The sequence below is a fragment of the Alteromonas sp. 76-1 genome, from assembly GCF_900654235.1.
Classification (GTDB): Bacteria; Pseudomonadota; Gammaproteobacteria; order Enterobacterales; family Alteromonadaceae; genus Alteromonas; species Alteromonas naphthalenivorans.
The window spans coordinates 1,213,904-1,230,743 of record NZ_LR136958.1; the positions used below are offsets into that span (position 1 = coordinate 1,213,904).

15 protein-coding genes are annotated in these 16,840 nt (G+C 44.8%); 9 read left to right on the forward strand and 6 right to left on the reverse strand.

Annotation, left to right across the window (positions count from 1 at the left end; genetic code table 11):
- Nucleotides 1–2: 2 nt before the first annotated feature.
- From pseH to pseB, 6 genes are all read right to left on the reverse strand, one after another.
- Complete coding sequence (gene pseH, locus ALT761_RS05025; protein ID WP_129737055.1) at nucleotides 3–659, reverse strand: UDP-4-amino-4,6-dideoxy-N-acetyl-beta-L-altrosamine N-acetyltransferase; 657 nt, start codon at nucleotides 657–659, stop codon at nucleotides 3–5.
- A 4-nt stretch (nucleotides 660–663) separates the two neighbouring features.
- Nucleotides 664–1,713 carry a pseudaminic acid synthase gene (gene pseI, locus ALT761_RS05030; RefSeq protein ID WP_129737057.1) on the reverse strand — a complete coding sequence of 350 codons (1,050 nt, stop codon included), beginning with the start codon at nucleotides 1,711–1,713 and terminating at the stop codon, nucleotides 664–666.
- A gap of 1 nt (nucleotide 1,714) precedes the next feature.
- The gene (pseG, locus tag ALT761_RS05035; RefSeq protein WP_129737059.1) at nucleotides 1,715–2,851 is read right to left on the reverse strand and encodes a UDP-2,4-diacetamido-2,4,6-trideoxy-beta-L-altropyranose hydrolase; all 1,137 of its coding nucleotides are present in this window, start codon (nucleotides 2,849–2,851) and stop codon (nucleotides 1,715–1,717) included.
- Nucleotides 2,845–3,546: a pseudaminic acid cytidylyltransferase gene (pseF, locus tag ALT761_RS05040; RefSeq protein ID WP_129737061.1), complete on the reverse strand. Its 702-nt coding sequence runs from the start codon at nucleotides 3,544–3,546 to the stop codon at nucleotides 2,845–2,847. Before pseF ends, pseG begins: the two co-directional genes overlap by 7 nt.
- Before the next feature lie 63 nt (nucleotides 3,547–3,609).
- Complete coding sequence (gene pseC, locus ALT761_RS05045) at nucleotides 3,610–4,800, reverse strand: UDP-4-amino-4,6-dideoxy-N-acetyl-beta-L-altrosamine transaminase (RefSeq protein ID WP_129737063.1); 1,191 nt, start codon at nucleotides 4,798–4,800, stop codon at nucleotides 3,610–3,612.
- Nucleotides 4,797–5,798, reverse strand: a complete 1,002-nt coding sequence (gene pseB, locus ALT761_RS05050) for a UDP-N-acetylglucosamine 4,6-dehydratase (inverting) (RefSeq protein WP_013785112.1) — start codon at nucleotides 5,796–5,798, stop codon at nucleotides 4,797–4,799. The genes pseC and pseB overlap by 4 nt, the downstream gene beginning before the upstream one ends.
- A 248-nt stretch (nucleotides 5,799–6,046) precedes the next feature.
- Here pseB and ALT761_RS05055 point away from each other — a divergent pair, with 248 nt between their 5' ends.
- From ALT761_RS05055 to fliI, 9 genes are all read left to right on the forward strand, one after another.
- The gene (locus tag ALT761_RS05055) at nucleotides 6,047–6,847 is read left to right on the forward strand and encodes a flagellin (RefSeq protein WP_013785111.1); all 801 of its coding nucleotides are present in this window, start codon (nucleotides 6,047–6,049) and stop codon (nucleotides 6,845–6,847) included.
- A 155-nt stretch (nucleotides 6,848–7,002) separates the two neighbouring features.
- Complete coding sequence (locus tag ALT761_RS05060) at nucleotides 7,003–8,454, forward strand: sigma-54 dependent transcriptional regulator (RefSeq protein ID WP_013785110.1); 1,452 nt, start codon at nucleotides 7,003–7,005, stop codon at nucleotides 8,452–8,454.
- 132 nt (nucleotides 8,455–8,586) lie between these two features.
- Nucleotides 8,587–9,750 (forward strand): sensor histidine kinase, encoded by a 1,164-nt coding sequence (locus tag ALT761_RS05065; RefSeq protein WP_129737065.1) that lies wholly within the window; start codon nucleotides 8,587–8,589, stop codon nucleotides 9,748–9,750.
- A gap of 18 nt (nucleotides 9,751–9,768) precedes the next feature.
- Complete coding sequence (locus tag ALT761_RS05070; protein ID WP_129737067.1) at nucleotides 9,769–11,109, forward strand: sigma-54-dependent transcriptional regulator; 1,341 nt, start codon at nucleotides 9,769–9,771, stop codon at nucleotides 11,107–11,109.
- Nucleotides 11,110–11,544: 435 nt separating this feature from the next.
- Nucleotides 11,545–11,874 carry a flagellar hook-basal body complex protein FliE gene (gene fliE / locus ALT761_RS05075; RefSeq protein WP_129737069.1) on the forward strand — a complete coding sequence of 110 codons (330 nt, stop codon included), beginning with the start codon at nucleotides 11,545–11,547 and terminating at the stop codon, nucleotides 11,872–11,874.
- 12 nt (nucleotides 11,875–11,886) lie between these two features.
- Complete coding sequence (gene fliF / locus ALT761_RS05080) at nucleotides 11,887–13,581, forward strand: flagellar basal-body MS-ring/collar protein FliF (RefSeq protein WP_013785106.1); 1,695 nt, start codon at nucleotides 11,887–11,889, stop codon at nucleotides 13,579–13,581.
- Nucleotides 13,582–13,594: 13 nt separating this feature from the next.
- On the forward strand, nucleotides 13,595–14,635 hold the full coding sequence (gene fliG / locus ALT761_RS05085) for a flagellar motor switch protein FliG (RefSeq protein ID WP_013785105.1): 1,041 nt from the start codon (nucleotides 13,595–13,597) through the stop codon (nucleotides 14,633–14,635).
- Between the two features lie 87 nt (nucleotides 14,636–14,722).
- Entirely contained in the window at nucleotides 14,723–15,508 is a 786-nt protein-coding gene (fliH, locus tag ALT761_RS05090) for a flagellar assembly protein FliH (protein WP_129737071.1), read from the forward strand.
- On the forward strand, nucleotides 15,501–16,835 hold the full coding sequence (fliI, locus tag ALT761_RS05095; RefSeq protein WP_013785103.1) for a flagellar protein export ATPase FliI: 1,335 nt from the start codon (nucleotides 15,501–15,503) through the stop codon (nucleotides 16,833–16,835). The genes fliH and fliI overlap by 8 nt, the downstream gene beginning before the upstream one ends.
- Nucleotides 16,836–16,840: the final 5 nt, after the last annotated feature.

Genomic DNA, 16,840 nt, shown 5'->3' on the forward strand with positions numbered 1-16,840 from the left:
GTTTAAGATTTAGCAAAATGTATATGCTGTGCGGCTGCGCCAATTTGTTTTGGTAGCATTGAAAGCACTTTTTCCCGTTTTAAAAGCCACTGCTTTTGATGGTATAAAAAGCGCTTTACCGTAACAATAGTGCCGTCTGTTTTTTCTTCTGTTCGATCTTCAAGTGCATCGTATTGAAACAACTTGTGCATTTTGAGCACTGATTGGTTGGACGACAGCACCTCAGCATACAATGTCGCTGCATTTTTACCGATAAATGCGTAATCAAGTGCGGCAATTTCCAATAACAACCCCGACCCCGGCCACACATTGTCCTCACCGATATAACATCCCCATTCCAAGCAGGGTGTTGTCAGTTCAAGACGGTTCTCAATAGCGTCAACTAGGGTGAAATTTAATACGCCAATAGGGCGCTCGTTTTGCAAAAACACAAAGAACTGCTTCTTTGAATCATTTTTAAGTGTTTCAAACCAGCTAAGGTGCTGTTGCCAGCTTATCTCATTGGTCGAATGCATGTTTGCGCGTATATGCGGTAAATTACGCCACCTAAGCACCGTTTCAAGGAGTGTGTCGTTTAAAGGTATAAATTTGCTATTAGGTGACATTTTAGCTTTTGTGCTAGTTGTTTTCGCTTTAGCTGCTGCTGGAATCTGTGTCATGGGATTAAATAAGATCCCAGCTCATAGGGGTGCCTTTTGTTACATCGCGTTTGACAGGCTTTCCTAACAACATGGGCAAGTTTTTCACAGGTAAACCAAGGCCAGGTCTAATTGAGCGCAAGTTTGTTGGCGTTAAAATATCACCCGCCTTCAAATCGTTAGCGATATAAAGCGAACGCCTGTGTACCCGTGAATTAATCTCGGCCTCGGTACAGCCATAATTGACTTCGCCCACTGCAATACGTGCGCGCTGACTTTCTTCTACTAGTTGTTTAAATTCTTTAGGTTCTAAAGAAAATGCTGCGTCCACGCCGCCTGCATTTCTATCTATAACGAAATGTTTTTCAATCACACTCGCACCGAGTGCGGCAGCGGCAATAGCTACTCCTATGCCTGTAGTGTGATCAGATAATCCCACATGGCATCCAAACATGGCTTTTAAATGGGGTAAGGTCAGTAAGTTAGCGTTTACTGGGTCGGCAGGGTATTGGCTAGTGCATTTAAGTAGCACGTAATTTTCACAGCCGTTGTCACGTAACACATCAACCGCTTCTGAAATTTCTGTCAAACTTGCCATACCGGTAGAGACAATAACGGGTTTGCCCGTTTTAGCCACGGCAGCAATAAGCGCGTGGTCGGTATTTTCAAATGAGGCTATTTTATAACAAGGTACTTCTAGGCTTTCTAAAAAAGCGACTGAAGTGAGATCGAATGGCGTGCTAAACGCAACCATGCCTTTTGCTTTAGCGCGTTCAAAAATAGCGTTATGCCACTCCCACGGTGTAAAGGCTTTTTCATACAACTGATATAAAGACGAACCGTGCCACAGGCTACTCTCATCATCAATATAGAACTCGCCAGTAGCAATATCTAATGTCATGGTATCAGCAGTGTAAGTCTGTAACTTTAACGCATGAACACCAGCCTCGGCGGCAGCGTCTACCATGGCCAATGCAACATCAAGGTCTTGGTTATGGTTACCGGATAATTCTGCAATAATAAAAGGGGGCTGAGTGTCACCAATAGTATGATGACCAATTGAAAATGTATCCACGTTAGCCTTCCTCTCTTAATATTTTTCTGTTTAACACTGTATTGCCTTTTATCTTGTTCATCTGCGCGACTATGACGTCAACCACTGCAACAGCGCCGCCATCTTTTGGAACGAGCTTAGAGGCGATTTGAGACATGTGTTGCCGAGCCGTTGCATCATTTAATAACGCAAAGGCAGAATGCGCAATGGCGTCCTGCGTAACTGTTTCGCTTTCACCAAGCCAGTTGCAGGCTCCCAATTCTGACAGATATTGTGTTGTCGCGACTTGGTTGGCGGCAAGTGTTATAACAATGCTAGGCAGAGCCGAAACACAGCGCTCCCAATGCATACTACCACCCGCGCCAATCATTATTGTCGCGTGCTGCATAAGCACTGCCATTTTTGTGGTATCTACGTGCAATGTCATAGTAGGAAACTGCGCCACCTTGGTAACAATTTGGGCATAATCCACATGTTGGCTACCAATTACGACATCAACGTCAAAAAGTGTAGCGTCCAGCTTACTTATCGCTGATAAGGTTTTATCGGTTACATTCTCGGGATCTGTACCCCCAAAGCAAACTAGAATACGTTTTCTTTTTTCTTTCTCGTTGGTTTCAAGTGCGATGTTGGGTATGTGGTTTGGGTTTCCTTTTGCGGTTCTTTTAGGGGAAGCCGCGTAGAACTCTTCTCGTAACAACGCGAAATGTGGCCCCAAAAGCGTGATGCAATCTTTCGGAACAAGACCTTCATATCGTGAAGTGCTATTTGGCAGCAAGTTACCATCTAAAAGCAGATCGCAGTGGTGTTTTCTATTGGCAAGATCATCAATCACCATCACACCCGAAACCTTCTTGTATAAACGTGATTCGTAGCGCGCATCCAAGCTATAGTGGTCGATAATAATCAGGTCAGTTTCAGGCGACATTACCGCTAATGTATTCGCCGCGTGTTGCGCCGGGTCGTTGTCTATGTCATCAATAACATGCACATTGTACCCAGAAGCTTCTATCTTGGATGAAAGCGCAGCCCCGCTGCTACTGATAATAAATTCGCAATACGCATCGTTACGCAGTGCTTGTGCTAAGGTAAGGCAACGCATAACGTGGCCAGCACCAATAGCGATGGAAGCATCAACGCGAAAAGCGACTTTTAGCATTCACCCATCTCTTTAAGTACTTTGTACAACACTTCTGCACGCTTCCAATCTTCGGGTGTATCGATATCTTGAACAAGGTGTGATGGGAGTTTAATCATGCGAGATTGAGGAGAAAATACCCGCTTCGTTTTATCTAGCCATGTGGTGGCATTAGCAACGTATAGCTGCCCAGCATCATGAAAGGTGTCAGGTAAATCTTGTGACCGCTTGCCAATCGTTTCAGGGTTAAATGGCATTACTTCACCATATTCAGATTGCAATAGTGCTCGTTGAATAGGAAAAGAGAATTGATTTACCGTAAAGACAAACTCAGCACTGTCTTGCTGAAGCCGATGTACAGCGTCATCAATTAGCGAGCCACTTAAAAAAGGTGCAGTAGCATACAAGCACGCACAAACATTAACATCCCACCCCAGAGCGACTAACGATTCAAGCGCACTGCGAATTACCGGCGTAGTACCTGTCTTGTCGTCTGCCAGTGATACCTCTCTTAAGAAAGGCACTTCTGCGCCATATTGAATGGCAATATCGGCAATTTCCCTATCGTCAGTGGACACCACGACTTTATCGATAGCAATACTGCTAAGTGCGGCCTCTATTGAATAGGCAATAATAGGCTTACCCCGAAATAACTTAATATTCTTTCGAGGAATGCGCTTACTTCCGCCTCGGGCTGGAATAATGGCTATATTCATGAGTAACGTGCTCTATACCTTTGCTTTCATTACGACTTCATTATTTTGTACTCGCGACGCTTTTTAAGCGACGAGTAAGCGTGCTTCTTTTACTTTATCGGCCACAAGTGAAATTTGTGAAGGCGTAAGATCTGGAAATAGTGGAAGGGTAACTGCTTGTGTGTAGTAGGTTTCGGCATTCGGGCAATAACCCTTTTTGAAGCCCAAAGCTTGATAGTAAGGTTGAAGATAAATTGGAATATAATGAACATGCCCTACAATACCTTGTTCGCGCAAGAACGTTATAACCTGGCGATGCTGATTATCATCAATGCCAATGAACCGAACCACATAGAGGTGATAACTGCTATAGCTGTTTTCATCGACGACTAACGGTGCTATCTCGACTTGGCTATCGGCCAGCAACTCGTGCATTTCAGAAAATAGCTGGTTGTAGCGCTTAGCATGTTGATTACGCTTCTCTACAAACTGGGGCAGTTTTGTAAGTTGGCTTAAACCTAGTGCCGCTTCTACATCGTTCATACGGTAGTTGAAGCCTAACGAGTGCTGCTGATAATACCAAGGACCGTGGGAAGGTTCGGTTAACAAAGCCACATCGGCAGATACACCATGACTTCGTTGCAGCGCCATTTGGTTGTACAGTTCTTCGTTATTGGTAAGCGCCATACCACCTTCCATCGTGGTAATAATTTTGACGGGGTGAAAACTAAAAATACAAATATCTGAAAACTCGCAGCTACCTACGTTTTTGTCGTTGTAACGCGCGCCTACCGCATGTGAGGCATCTTCGATTATTCGAAATTGATACCGTGTTGCAAGTTTCGCAAGTTCAGCCATGTCGCAGGACTGCCCTGCAAAATGAACGGGTATCAAAACTTTAGGTAGCGTGTTGTCGCGTTCTGCCGCTTCAAGTTTTTCAGCAAGAGCCCGCATGCACATATTGCCGGTGGAGAAATCAATATCAACGAAATCCACATCTGCGCCACAGTAAAGGGCGCAGTTTGCTGATGCCACAAAAGAGTTTGGTGATGTCCATACACAATCACCTAAACCCACATTGAGTGCCAAGCAGGCAAGGTGTAATGCGGAAGTGGCGCTGTTGGTTGCTACAGCATGATTGGCATTGCAATAACTGGCCATTGCTTGTTCGAATTTAGGTACAGCGGGGCCCTGTGTAAGCCAATCCGATTTTAGGGCTGACACTACTGCCTCAATATCATCGTCATCTAAATGCTGACGACCATAAGGGATCATGCCTCAGACTCCTCGTTAAACTGAATTATTTCATCAACAGTTAAAAATGAAGGGTTTGTATCTGATATATATTCGAAACCTTCCGCTACTGGCTTACCTTTTTCATCAAGGGCATTGCTAGTAAAATTATTGCTGCGGTGAAAGAATTTAATGGCCGGCGCAATCACGAAATGATCGTCAAATTCGTAAGTGTGAAATGCCATATCGCCGGGGCACATCATTTCGTGTAGCTTTTCACCTGGTCGTATACCAATAATCTTTATAGGTAAGTTAGGTGCCATCGCCTTTGCTAATTCGGTAATGCGAATAGAGGGGATTTTAGGAACAAAAATCTCTCCGCCCAGCATACGCGCAAAGTTTTTCAATACAAAATCTACGCCTTGCTGAAGCGTGATCCAGAATCGCGTCATATCTTGATGCGTAATAGGTATATGGTCGTTACCTTCATCAATTAACTTATTGAAAAAAGGCACCACTGAGCCTCTAGATCCCACAACGTTACCGTAGCGTACCACTGAGAATCGAGGTTTCTTACCGCCAACCATATTATTAGCAGCTACAAATAATTTATCTGAAGCGAGTTTTGTTGCACCGTATAGATTGACAGGGTTAGCCGCTTTGTCAGTGGATAATGCAATGACTTTACTCACACCGTTATCGATGGCGGCGTTAATCACATTTTCAGCGCCATCTATATTGGTGCGTATACACTCGGTTGGGTTGTACTCTGCAGCAGGCACTTGCTTCATAGCAGCGGCATGAATAACATAATCAACACCTTGCATAGCACGGGTTAACCGGTCTTTATCACGAACATCACCAATGAAATATCGCATACAAGAGGCGTTAAATTTCTGCTGCATTTCGTATTGCTTGAGTTCATCACGAGAGTAGATGATTAAGCGCTTAGGTTTGTAACGAGACAACAAGGTTTCTGTATATTTGTGTCCAAAAGACCCAGTACCACCTGTTATCAGTATTGATTTACCGTCGAACATGTCTCGCTCGCTATTTTTATCATTATGAAAATAAATATATCATGTGTCGGCGCGAATGCCATAAACCATTAGTTTTTAACAGTTCCTATTCGCTATATTTCGCTTTTAAATACAAATTTAGCACGCCAATCTATATATGAGTATGCCAATGTATACTTATTAATGATGAAGTGGGGTACTTGAGTTTCGTAAAATGCTGTATAATTACTGAACTAATTACCGCAATTATCACTTAACCGGAGGTTAATATGTTGAAAGTTGATTCTGACATAGGCAGTTCGCTTCTTCAGCAAGTACAAGAAAAGCAAAATACGCTTTTGGAAAAACTTGCGTCCGGCAAAGAAATTAATAGCGCTTCAGACGGCGCAGCGGCCCAACAAATTATTGACCGTTTAACCTCTGAGGTTGAAGGCAATCGTCAGGCTGTTAATAACGTTTATGATGGCATTTCGTTAGCCCAAGTCGCTGAAGGCGGGTTAAGTAACATCAATGATGATGTTAACCGTATACGTGAACTTACCATTCAGTCAGGTAATGGCGTTTTAAGCGACGGCGACCGTCAAGCACTGCAATCTGAAATATCACAGCTTCAAGAGAACATCAGCTTTACCATTGAACAAACCAATTTTGCAGGTAAACCCTTGTTGTCAGACAATGGCGCGCTAAGTTTTCAAGTTGGGGCGAATGGTGGCAATTCAGTTGATGTTAAAACCCAAGATATTGGCAGCCAACTATCAGATGTTCTTTCTATCGATTTAACCTCTGGTAGTAGTGTTGATGATGCGTTAAGTGCTACCGACGAAGCGATTGAAATTTTGGGTGGCGCACGTGGGGATTTGGGCGCTACGCAAAATAGTTTGGCTAGTACTGCTCGAAATTTAACCCAATCCAATGTGAACACCGCAGAAGCACGTAGTCGAATTCAAGATTTAGATTACGCTCAAGCAAGCTCTCAACAAGCGGCAAATGATGTGCAAGGACAAGCGGCTTTAACGGTTCAAGCCCAAGCGAATCAGCAGCAAGGGCAGGTTTTGGCGTTGCTCAGTTAAACATTAAATTTGAGTGAGTTATTCGAAAGAAGCAGGGAATCCTGCTTTTTTTATTGCTACATTTCCGAAAACACCAGTTGCGCTGCGATCTTTTGTCGTTACAATTTACAAATGCGCTAAACTGTAAATAATAACAAAGCGTTCTCGGGGATTTGATGAAGGATATTTTGCTGGTTAGTGATAGCCAGGAACTAATTCATAGCTTAGAAACCATAGTCACCTTTTTGGGAGAGTCGTGTCAGTCACGAGGGCTTTCTGACTGTGAAAGTTACCTGAAAGAAAAGGGCGCAGATGCGGTACTTATTGAGTACGCGTCACCGTCAGTGGTGAATTCACTGGTTGCTCGTTTTCCACACATACCATTCGTTGCCATTTTACATTCAAATGGCGAAGTGGCCGCGTCGTGCAATTTAGTCAGCGTGATCACCTTACCGCTTACTTACCCAGTACTTACGCAATCAATTCACCGATGCCAAGAATACAGCCGCAGAAAGCCGGGTAAGACCCGCGCTGGTGGGTCTAAAACTCGCCTGTTTAGAAGTTTGGTTGGTAAAAGCGACGAAATTCAGATTGTGCGTAGGTTGGTAGAGCAAGTGGCTCCAACAGAGGCAACAGTGCTAATTTTGGGGGAGTCTGGTACAGGTAAGGAAGTGGTGGCACGTAATGTACATTTCTTGTCAGAACGTAAAGATGGCCCCTTTATTCCTGTTAACTGCGGTGCTATTCCCGGCGAGCTTCTTGAAAGTGAATTGTTTGGTCACGAAAAAGGCGCGTTTACTGGAGCTATAAGTGCTCGAAAAGGCCGTTTTGAATTAGCCGAGGGTGGAACATTATTTCTAGATGAAATTGGCGACATGCCGTTGCAGATGCAAGTCAAACTGCTGCGGGTACTGCAAGAGCGTATTTACGAGCGAGTAGGTGGTAGCAAGCCCCAACAATGCAATGTTCGTATTATTGCGGCTACCCATCGTCATCTAGAAACTATGATCAAAGAAGATAAGTTTCGTGAAGATCTCTACTACCGCTTAAATGTGTTCCCTATTGATAGCCCTGCATTACGTCAACGCAAAGACGACATCCCGTTACTGCTGCAAGAACTCAACAGCCGTATTCAAGGGGATGGTGTAGATAGTGTGAGGTTCACTGAACGCGCAATAGAATCGTTAATGGAACATAATTGGGCGGGTAATGTTCGTGAACTCTCAAATTTAGTTGAGCGCCTGAGTATACTTTATCCCGGTCAAATCGTTGATGTGGCCGACCTTCCAGAGAAATACCAGTACGGTGAAATTCAAGCGTACGAACCAGATTACCCCGAAGAGTTGCTAGAGCGAGACGCGTTTAATGCGCTTTTCGCAGAATCAGCTTCGCAAGACCCGTACGATGAACCAGAAGAAGAGTCTGGCTTGCCGGTTTCTTCCTCACTTCCTGAAGAAGGGGTTAATCTAAAAGAGTATCTTTCTGAGCTTGAGATCACCCTCATTCGCCAAGCATTAGAACAACAAGAGTGGGTCGTTGCTCGCGCTGCAGATAAGCTCGGAATGCGTAGAACTACCCTTGTTGAGAAAATGCGTAAGTACGATATTCAGCGTATGGAAGAAGTTTAACGTCAATTACCTGACGTTAAACTTCTGCCTTAAATTATCGTAACTATCTGATAAATATCATCTAAAAAACTGGCATGCCTTCTGCTATATAAAATCATATACACAAACCGTCTTTAAATTGACGAGAGCCATATGATTTTTGATAGCACACACGACAGCAGTACTTCATCTTCTGAACAATTCACTTCATCTTATGATGTGCCTAGTGTCGAGCATGCGCTTGAAGCTGCAACACCGTCGTATGTGAGTGAAGCAGAAGTCAGTTCACTTCGTCGCCAAGCTAGTCGTTTGGAGAACTTGCTTCAGGTCATGCCAGCTGGCGTCATCGTTATTGACGGCAAAGGGGTTGTGCGTCAAGCCAATGACTTAGCTAAGGCATTGCTGGGTGAGCCGTTAGAAGAACAAATATGGCGTAGCATCATTGCTCGCTCATTTAACCCTCGTGCAGACGATGGTCATGAAGTGTCATTGGTAGATGGTCGTCGCGTTAAACTTTCTATAACGCCACTTGAAGACGAGCCAGGGCAGCTGATTGTTATTACCGATTTGACGGAGACACGTCGGCTTCAAGCCAGTGTCAGCCATATGCAGCGTTTATCTTCGTTAGGCAAAATGGTGGCATCCCTTGCGCATCAGATTCGCACGCCTTTATCCGCCGCTATGCTTTATGCCTCTAATTTAACGCGAAAAGATTTACCCCAGCATGCATCTGAGCAATTTGCTCGAAAGATGACAGACAGACTGAAAGAGTTAGAAAGCCAAGTTAATGACATGCTGTTGTTCGCCAAATCTGGTGAACAACAAGTTGTGAATACCTTGTCGCTTGCCAGCTTGCGAGAAGCCATTGAGCCGAATGCGCAAACCATCACTGCGCAGCAAGCACAAAAAATTGCTTTTCATGGCTTCGATTCAACGGATGCACTTATCACTGGGAATCTCACCGCGTTGCAAGGTGCTCTGCTGAACCTTATTCAAAATGCGAGTCAAGTTACGCCTAAGGGCTACACGGTTTCAGTTAATGCAGTAGTGCAAGAAGATAGGGTGCTACTTTGCGTTAATGATAAGGGACCAGGTGTACCCAATACCCTAATCAATAAAATATTCGAGCCGTTCTTTACCACCAAAACTCATGGTACAGGGCTGGGGTTAGCCGTGGTGAAATCGGTAGCTAAAGCACATAACGGTTCGCTTAGCGTGGTAAATCTTAATGAAGGAGGTGCTTGCTTTACGCTTGCATTGCCTTGTAACACTCAGGCTATCGGGCAACACAATAAGCCTCACTCAAATGTCGCTTAATTGCTAGGAGAATTAGAAATGTCTAAAACAACTATTCTTATCGTGGAAGACGATGCTGGGTTACGCGAAGCGTTGTACGACACCTTATTACTAGGCGATTACGATGTTGTAGATGCCGACTGTGCCGAGGCTGCATTAATGGTATTAGCGGGTCGAAAGATAGATCTTGTGGTGAGTGATATTCAAATGGGTGAGATGAGCGGCCTTACTTTGTTGAAAAGCATTAAGGCTAAATACCCACAACTGCCTGTCTTGTTAATGACAGCGTATGCCACCATTGATGATGCCGTGCAGGCCATGCGAGATGGTGCTACTGATTATCTGTCTAAGCCATTCGCCCCTGAAGTGCTACTTAATCTTGTTGGGCGCTATGCACCTGCTCAAAAAGTAGAATCTTGCACGCCTATTGTGGCTGACCCTTCTAGTTTAAAACTACTCGAATTATCAAGAAAAGTGGCGAAGTCAGAAGCGACCGTGATGGTGCTTGGGCCAAGTGGTTCAGGTAAGGAAGTACTTTCTCGCTATATACACGATCAGTCTACTCGCGCCGATGCGCCTTTTGTGGCAATTAACTGCGCCGCTATTCCTGAAAACATGCTTGAGGCTACCTTGTTCGGGTATGAAAAAGGCGCGTTTACCGGCGCTATTCAGGCCTGTCCGGGTAAGTTTGAACAAGCCCAAGGCGGAACACTGCTATTAGATGAAATTACCGAAATGGATTTAGCGCTTCAGGCGAAACTACTTCGTGTTATTCAAGAGCGTGAAGTAGAGCGACTCGGTGGGCGCAAAACGATTAAACTAGATGTACGGGTTATTGCCACCAGTAACCGCGATTTACGTAAAGCGGTAGAACTAGGAAACTTCCGAGAAGATTTGTATTACCGCTTAAATGTTTTTCCTATCACATGGCGGCCACTTGCTGAGCGTCCAGGTGATATTGTACCGCTAGCTGAACATCTGATTAATCGTCACACTAGCGTACAAGGCTTAGGCAATGTTCGTCTCAGTGCCGCGGCACGAAATAAATTGGCGCAATATACTTGGCCAGGTAACGTGCGAGAGCTTGAAAATGTTATTCAGCGGGCTCTTATACTGTGTGATGATGGCAGTATAGAGTCTGGTGACTTAATGATTGATATGGCGGTGCATGACGAGATGGCAGTAAAGCAGGACGAGCCAGAAGATAATAGTCGTTTAGGCTCAGAGCTTCGCCAGCAAGAACATCAAATCATCCTTGATACACTTACCCTGTGTAACGGTAAGCGTAAAGATGTGGCAGAAAAACTTGGTATCAGCCCTCGAACCTTACGTTATAAGTTAGCTAGAATGCGTGAAGATGGGATTGAATTACCCGCTTAACATATCAAACTAGCTTGGTAATTAAGAGGGGCTTTTATTCTTTATTTTAGCCCCTTATTTTTAACGTGTTATCTGCTGTGCTGTACTATTCGTTGGCTTGGCTTAGCTTAGCTTGGCCTTGTATCTGGTTGTGCGTCACGGTAATACACGAAGTGTTTTGCGCTGCTCCTCGCTATTTTACATTACGCATTTACACCACTTTACGGCCATTCACTTTCTTGACGCTATTTCCCCCTCTCTGTCATAAAATTGGCTACTTCTTTACAAATCTGCATAACTCATTGCTTTAAAAGGGGTTTTAGGTAAATTTTAAAGTTGGCTTGCCACTTGCTAGTAGTCTTATAGTTATAACTAGTTGTCTTATAGTTAAGTATTAGTCATCAGAGCGCATTGTCGTTAAACGGCAATTCCCCACCGATATTCGAAGGAGTGGTTATGGACGTTAAAGCCAATAGTTTGTACCAAGAAATGCAAAGCATGATTGGGCAAACTCGTATGCCTGCAAACGATCTTCAACCATCAAACGAGATTAACCCCTCGGCCAACGAGTTCTCTACCATGCTTAAACAAGCGGTAGATGGGGTTAATGGCATGCAATTAGAATCTAAAGATTTACAGCAGCGGTTTGAAATGGGTGATAAGTCATTGAGCCTTGCCGAAGTTATGCTAACCAAAGAGAAAGCAGGCATAGCCTTTGAGGCCACAGTGCAAGTACGTAACAAGGTACTTGAAGCATATAAAACCATTATGAACATGCCGGTGTAGTTGGAGTAAGTCATGGCTGAAGCAACAGGCACAAATTTAACCGTTAACGACCCTTCCATGGGGAGCGATAACGAGCCTGAGAATAAATCAGGATTCATGGATACCCTAGGCAGTGCAGACATGATGCGCCAAATGGCGTTAGTGGTAGTGCTTGTTATTTGTGTCGCAATTGCAGTCTTTATACTAATTTGGGCGCAAGAGCCTGATTTTCGTCCGTTAGCAAAAATGGAAACCCAAGAGCTTATCGAAACCTTGGATTACATGGACGCCAATCAAATAGAATATCGTTTAGAGGGAAATACGGTTTACGTTCGAAGTGACGAATTTCAAACTATACGCTTGGGCATGACACGTCAGGGCTTAACCGGTTCTTCTGATGCTGGTACCGATATCATCATGCAGGACATGGGATTCGGAGTAAGTCAGCGGGTAGAGATGGAACGCTTGAAACATGCCCGTGAACAACAAATAGCCGCCACTATTGAAGATATTTCCAGTATACAAAAAGCACGCGTTCTATTGGCCATGCCAAAAGAAAATGTGTTTGCTCGCCGAGAGAAAAAAGCCTCGGCTACGGTAGTACTTACCGCTAAGCGCGGCAAAGTGATTGCGGGAGAGGAAGTCGACTCAGTTATCGATATTGTGGCGTCAGCCGTACAGAACATGGAGCCTTCAGCGGTAACGGTGACCGATAGCAATGGCCGATTGCTAAATTCGGGTTCACAAGATTCACTCAGCGCTCGTGCACGAAAAGAATATGAAATTGAAAGACAGCGCGAACAAGAATATCTAGAAAAAATTGACGCTATTCTTATTCCTGTTTTAGGTATTGGTAATTACACCGCGCAAGCGGATGTGAGTATGGACTTTACTGCACTTGAGCAAACTCAGCGTAGCTATAATCCCGACTTACCAGCTGTTCGTAGCGAAATGATCAACGAACAAAATAGCGTGGGTGGTGGTGCTATGGGTATTCCTGGCGCGTTAACTAATCAACCTCCGTTAGACTCGAATATTCCTGAAAATCCAGAAGCAGGCGCACAAGCTACTTTGCCAGGAAGCACGTCGAAAGTATCTACTCGTAACTACGAACTAGACACCACCATTAGTCATACCAAAAAGCAAAGTGGCGTAATTCGCAGGTTAAGCGTATCGGTGGCGGTAGACTATCTTCAAGTTGCTGGTGAAGATGGTACTACCTCGGCAGAGCCTCGCAATCAAGAAGCGTTATTAAACATTCGCCGTTTGCTACAAGGTGGTGTTGGGTTTGATGTGACTCGTGGCGACTCGCTAGAAGTAGTCAGTGTTCCGTTCACTCGTATGGATGATGGTGTTATTGAAGATGCGCCAATATGGGAACAGCCCGCATTTTTGCCTATACTCAAGCTAGTCATTGGTGGTTTGGTTATTATCGTGCTTATCATCTTTGTGATAAGACCAATGCTACGTCGCTTGATTAACCCTGATGAGTCGAAAGAAGCTGACGACTTTGATGCAGATGAAGGCCTAGACCTTGGTGACGAAACCATTAGTATGCTGTCTACTGACTTCGATGAAGGTCAGGTGGGCTTCGCGGCAGATGGTTCACTAATGCTGCCAGATTTACATAAAGATGAAGACGTATTAAAAGCGGTTCGTGCACTGGTTGCGAACGAACCTGAATTGTCAGCCCAAGTTGTTAAGGGCTGGCTGATGCAAGATGAGTAAGTGAGAGCGTATTATGGCTGAAGAACTTGCCACTACTGAAGAAGCGTCCTATGACGTCAGTAAGCTAGAAGGGGTTGAAAAAGCCGCTATTTTGCTTCTGAGTTTGTCTGAAGAAGACGCTGCACAAATATTAAAACATCTTGAGCCAAAGCAAGTTCAAAAGCTGGGCTCTGAGATGGCAAAAGTGGATGATATGACGCAGACAAAAATTACGTCTGTGCATAAACACTTTATTGAAGAGATTCAAAACTACAGTACCATCGGCTTCCAGAGCCAAGACTTTGTTAAGCGAGCGCTTACAGCTGCACTAGGTGAAGATAAAGCGGCTAACTTAATTGACCAAATACTGATGGGAAGTGGGGCGAAAGGCCTAGATTCGTTGAAGTGGATGGACTCGAAGCAAGTGGCCAGTATCATTCGAAACGAGCACCCTCAGATTCAAACCATTGTATTGTCGTACTTAGAGCCAGAGCAGAGTGCCGAAATATTGGCGCAGTTCCCAGAAAAAGTGCGCCTAGACTTGTTAATGCGTATTGCTAACCTTGAAGAAGTTCAGCCTGCTGCACTGCAAGAGCTTAACGAAATCATGGAGAAACAGTTCGCCGGTCAAGCGGGTACGCAAGCGGCTAAAATGGGCGGCTTGAAATCTGCAGCGAACATCATGAACTACCTTGATACCGCTATTGAAGGTCAGTTGATGGATGCCATCCGTGAACAAGACGAAGAGATGAGCCAGCAAATTCAAGATCTCATGTTTGTCTTCGACAATTTAGTCGATGTAGACGATAAAGGTATTCAAGCTATCTTGCGCGAAGTGCAACAAGATGCGCTGCTTAAGTCAATTAAAGGCGCCGATGAAGAACTTAAGAACAAGATCATGAAAAATATGTCGAAGCGTGCAGCAGAAATGCTTAACGACGACCTTGAAGCCTTGGGACCTGTACGTATATCTGAAGTTGAAACCGCACAGAAAGAAATTCTCTCTGTTGCCAGAAGACTGTCTGATTCAGGTGAAATTATGCTGGGCGGCGGAGGCGGTGAAGAGTTCTTATAACCCTTCATTAATTATTCGCCATTGTGGTTAAAATAGGCCTTTGCGTTAATTTTCCAAAGGCCTCATAAATGTTACCTGGGTAGATTGATGTCATCAAATAAAGGCTTCAGCGACGACGAATTAAATGATGCAAAACCTTGGGATTTGCCCTTCGTTGAACAGCCCGAAAAGCCACAAGATAAAGACAAAACCAATGCGCTAAATTTCCGTTCAGATTGGAAATACGAGCCACCGGAAGAGGAAGAAGCTGAAATTCTTCCTCCTACTGCACAAGAAATTGAAGCGATTAGACAAGCTGCTCATGATGAAGGCTATGGACAAGGCAAGGCGCAAGGTTTCGAAGAAGGAAAAGCCGAAGGCCTAGAGTTAGGGCTTAGTGAAGGACGTGAGTCTGGTCACGCAGAGGGTCTTGAACAAGGGTTAGAAGAAGGTAAAGGCTTAATTTCTGCGCAAGTTGAAGTTTGGCAGCAACTCATCGAAAAGCTTCATACGCCATTGTCACAAGCCAACGACGAAACCCGCGACCAGCTAGTAAAGCTTGCAGTTACCCTTGCTAAATCGGTGATTAAAACCGAAATCACATCGAATCATCAAGTGATTTTACAAGCGCTTAGCGAAGGAATGAAAGCCCTGCCGGTTAATCAAACTCAGTATCAAATTCATATGCATCCTGATGATATAGCGCTAGTAACCGAACATTATTCTGAAGCTACATTGAAAGAGAAAGAGTGGCAATTCATTGAAGCGCCTACGATGGAGCGCGGTGGCTGCGACATTGCAACTGAACAAAACGCTGTCGATGTTTCAATAGAACGTCGCTGTCGCGATGTCATTGATAAATTTATGGTGAATCAGGGTTTATCAGATGAGTAGCCCTTGGCATGCACATTTTGATAGTTTGCAGAAACAAGTGTCATCGCCGCCTATTGTGGCGGCAGGTAAACTTGTCAGAGGCATAGGCCTTACACTTGAAGCTGTTGGGTGCCAATTACCTGTAGGTAGTCAGTGTCTTGTGCAAACCATTGAAGGCGAAATTGAAGCCGAAGTGGTGGGGTTTGGTGCCGATATTACTTATTTAATGCCCACCGAAGCCGTACGGGGCATAGTGCCAGGAAGTCGGGTAATGCCGCTAAATCGACAAAGTGGTCTTGCTGTGGGTATGGGGCTGTTGGGTCGTGTTGTCGATGGCAACGGTAACCCTTTAGACGGACTTGGCGAAATTAAAACTGAAACCCGCGTACCTACTACGCGCCCTCCTATCAACCCTTTAATTCGCCGCGCTATTACCCAACCTATGGATGTGGGTGTTCGCGCCATTAATGCATTGAATACCGTTGGCGTAGGTCAACGTATGGGGCTCTTTGCGGGCAGTGGCGTGGGGAAAAGTGTTTTACTCGGTATGATGACCCGGGGCTGCGAAGCCGACGTGGTTGTGGTTGGCTTAGTGGGAGAACGGGGCCGAGAAGTAAAAGAATTTATCCACGATATCTTAACCGAAGAAGAGCGTGCCCGTGCGGTAGTGGTAGCAGCGCCTGCTGACACTTCACCGTTAATGCGCTTAAAGGGCTGCGAAACAGCAGTTACCATTGCTGAATACTTTCGCGATCAAGGTTTAAAAGTATTACTGCTTATTGACTCTCTTACTCGTTATGCCATGGCCCAACGTGAAATTGCATTAGCGGTAGGTGAACCACCCGCAACAAAAGGCTATCCACCTTCAGTATTTGCCAGGTTACCCGCATTGGTAGAAAGGGCTGGTAACGGCAGCGAGAAACAAGGGTCTATTACGGCGTTTTATACGGTATTGACCGAAGGTGACGATTTGCAAGATCCAATCGCCGATGCTGCAAGGGCTATTTTAGATGGTCACGTTGTGTTATCGCGCACTCTCGCTGATAGCGGTCATTACCCTGCCATCGATATTGAAGCTTCTATTAGCCGTGTTATGCCTATGGTGGTCAGTGATGAACATCAACAAATGGCACGCAGAGTAAGGCAAGTTTATTCAAACTATAAACAAAACCAAGACCTCATTTCCATTGGTGCTTATGCCAAAGGTTCAGATCCTCGCATCGACCTAGCCATACGAGCGGAGCCTGCAATTAACGCGTTCTTGCAGCAAGGTATGAAGAACGTGTTGCCTTATGATGAATGTTTAGAGGGCATGGCTGCATTAGCGAAAGGCTTAGGACAAGGGTAATCAAT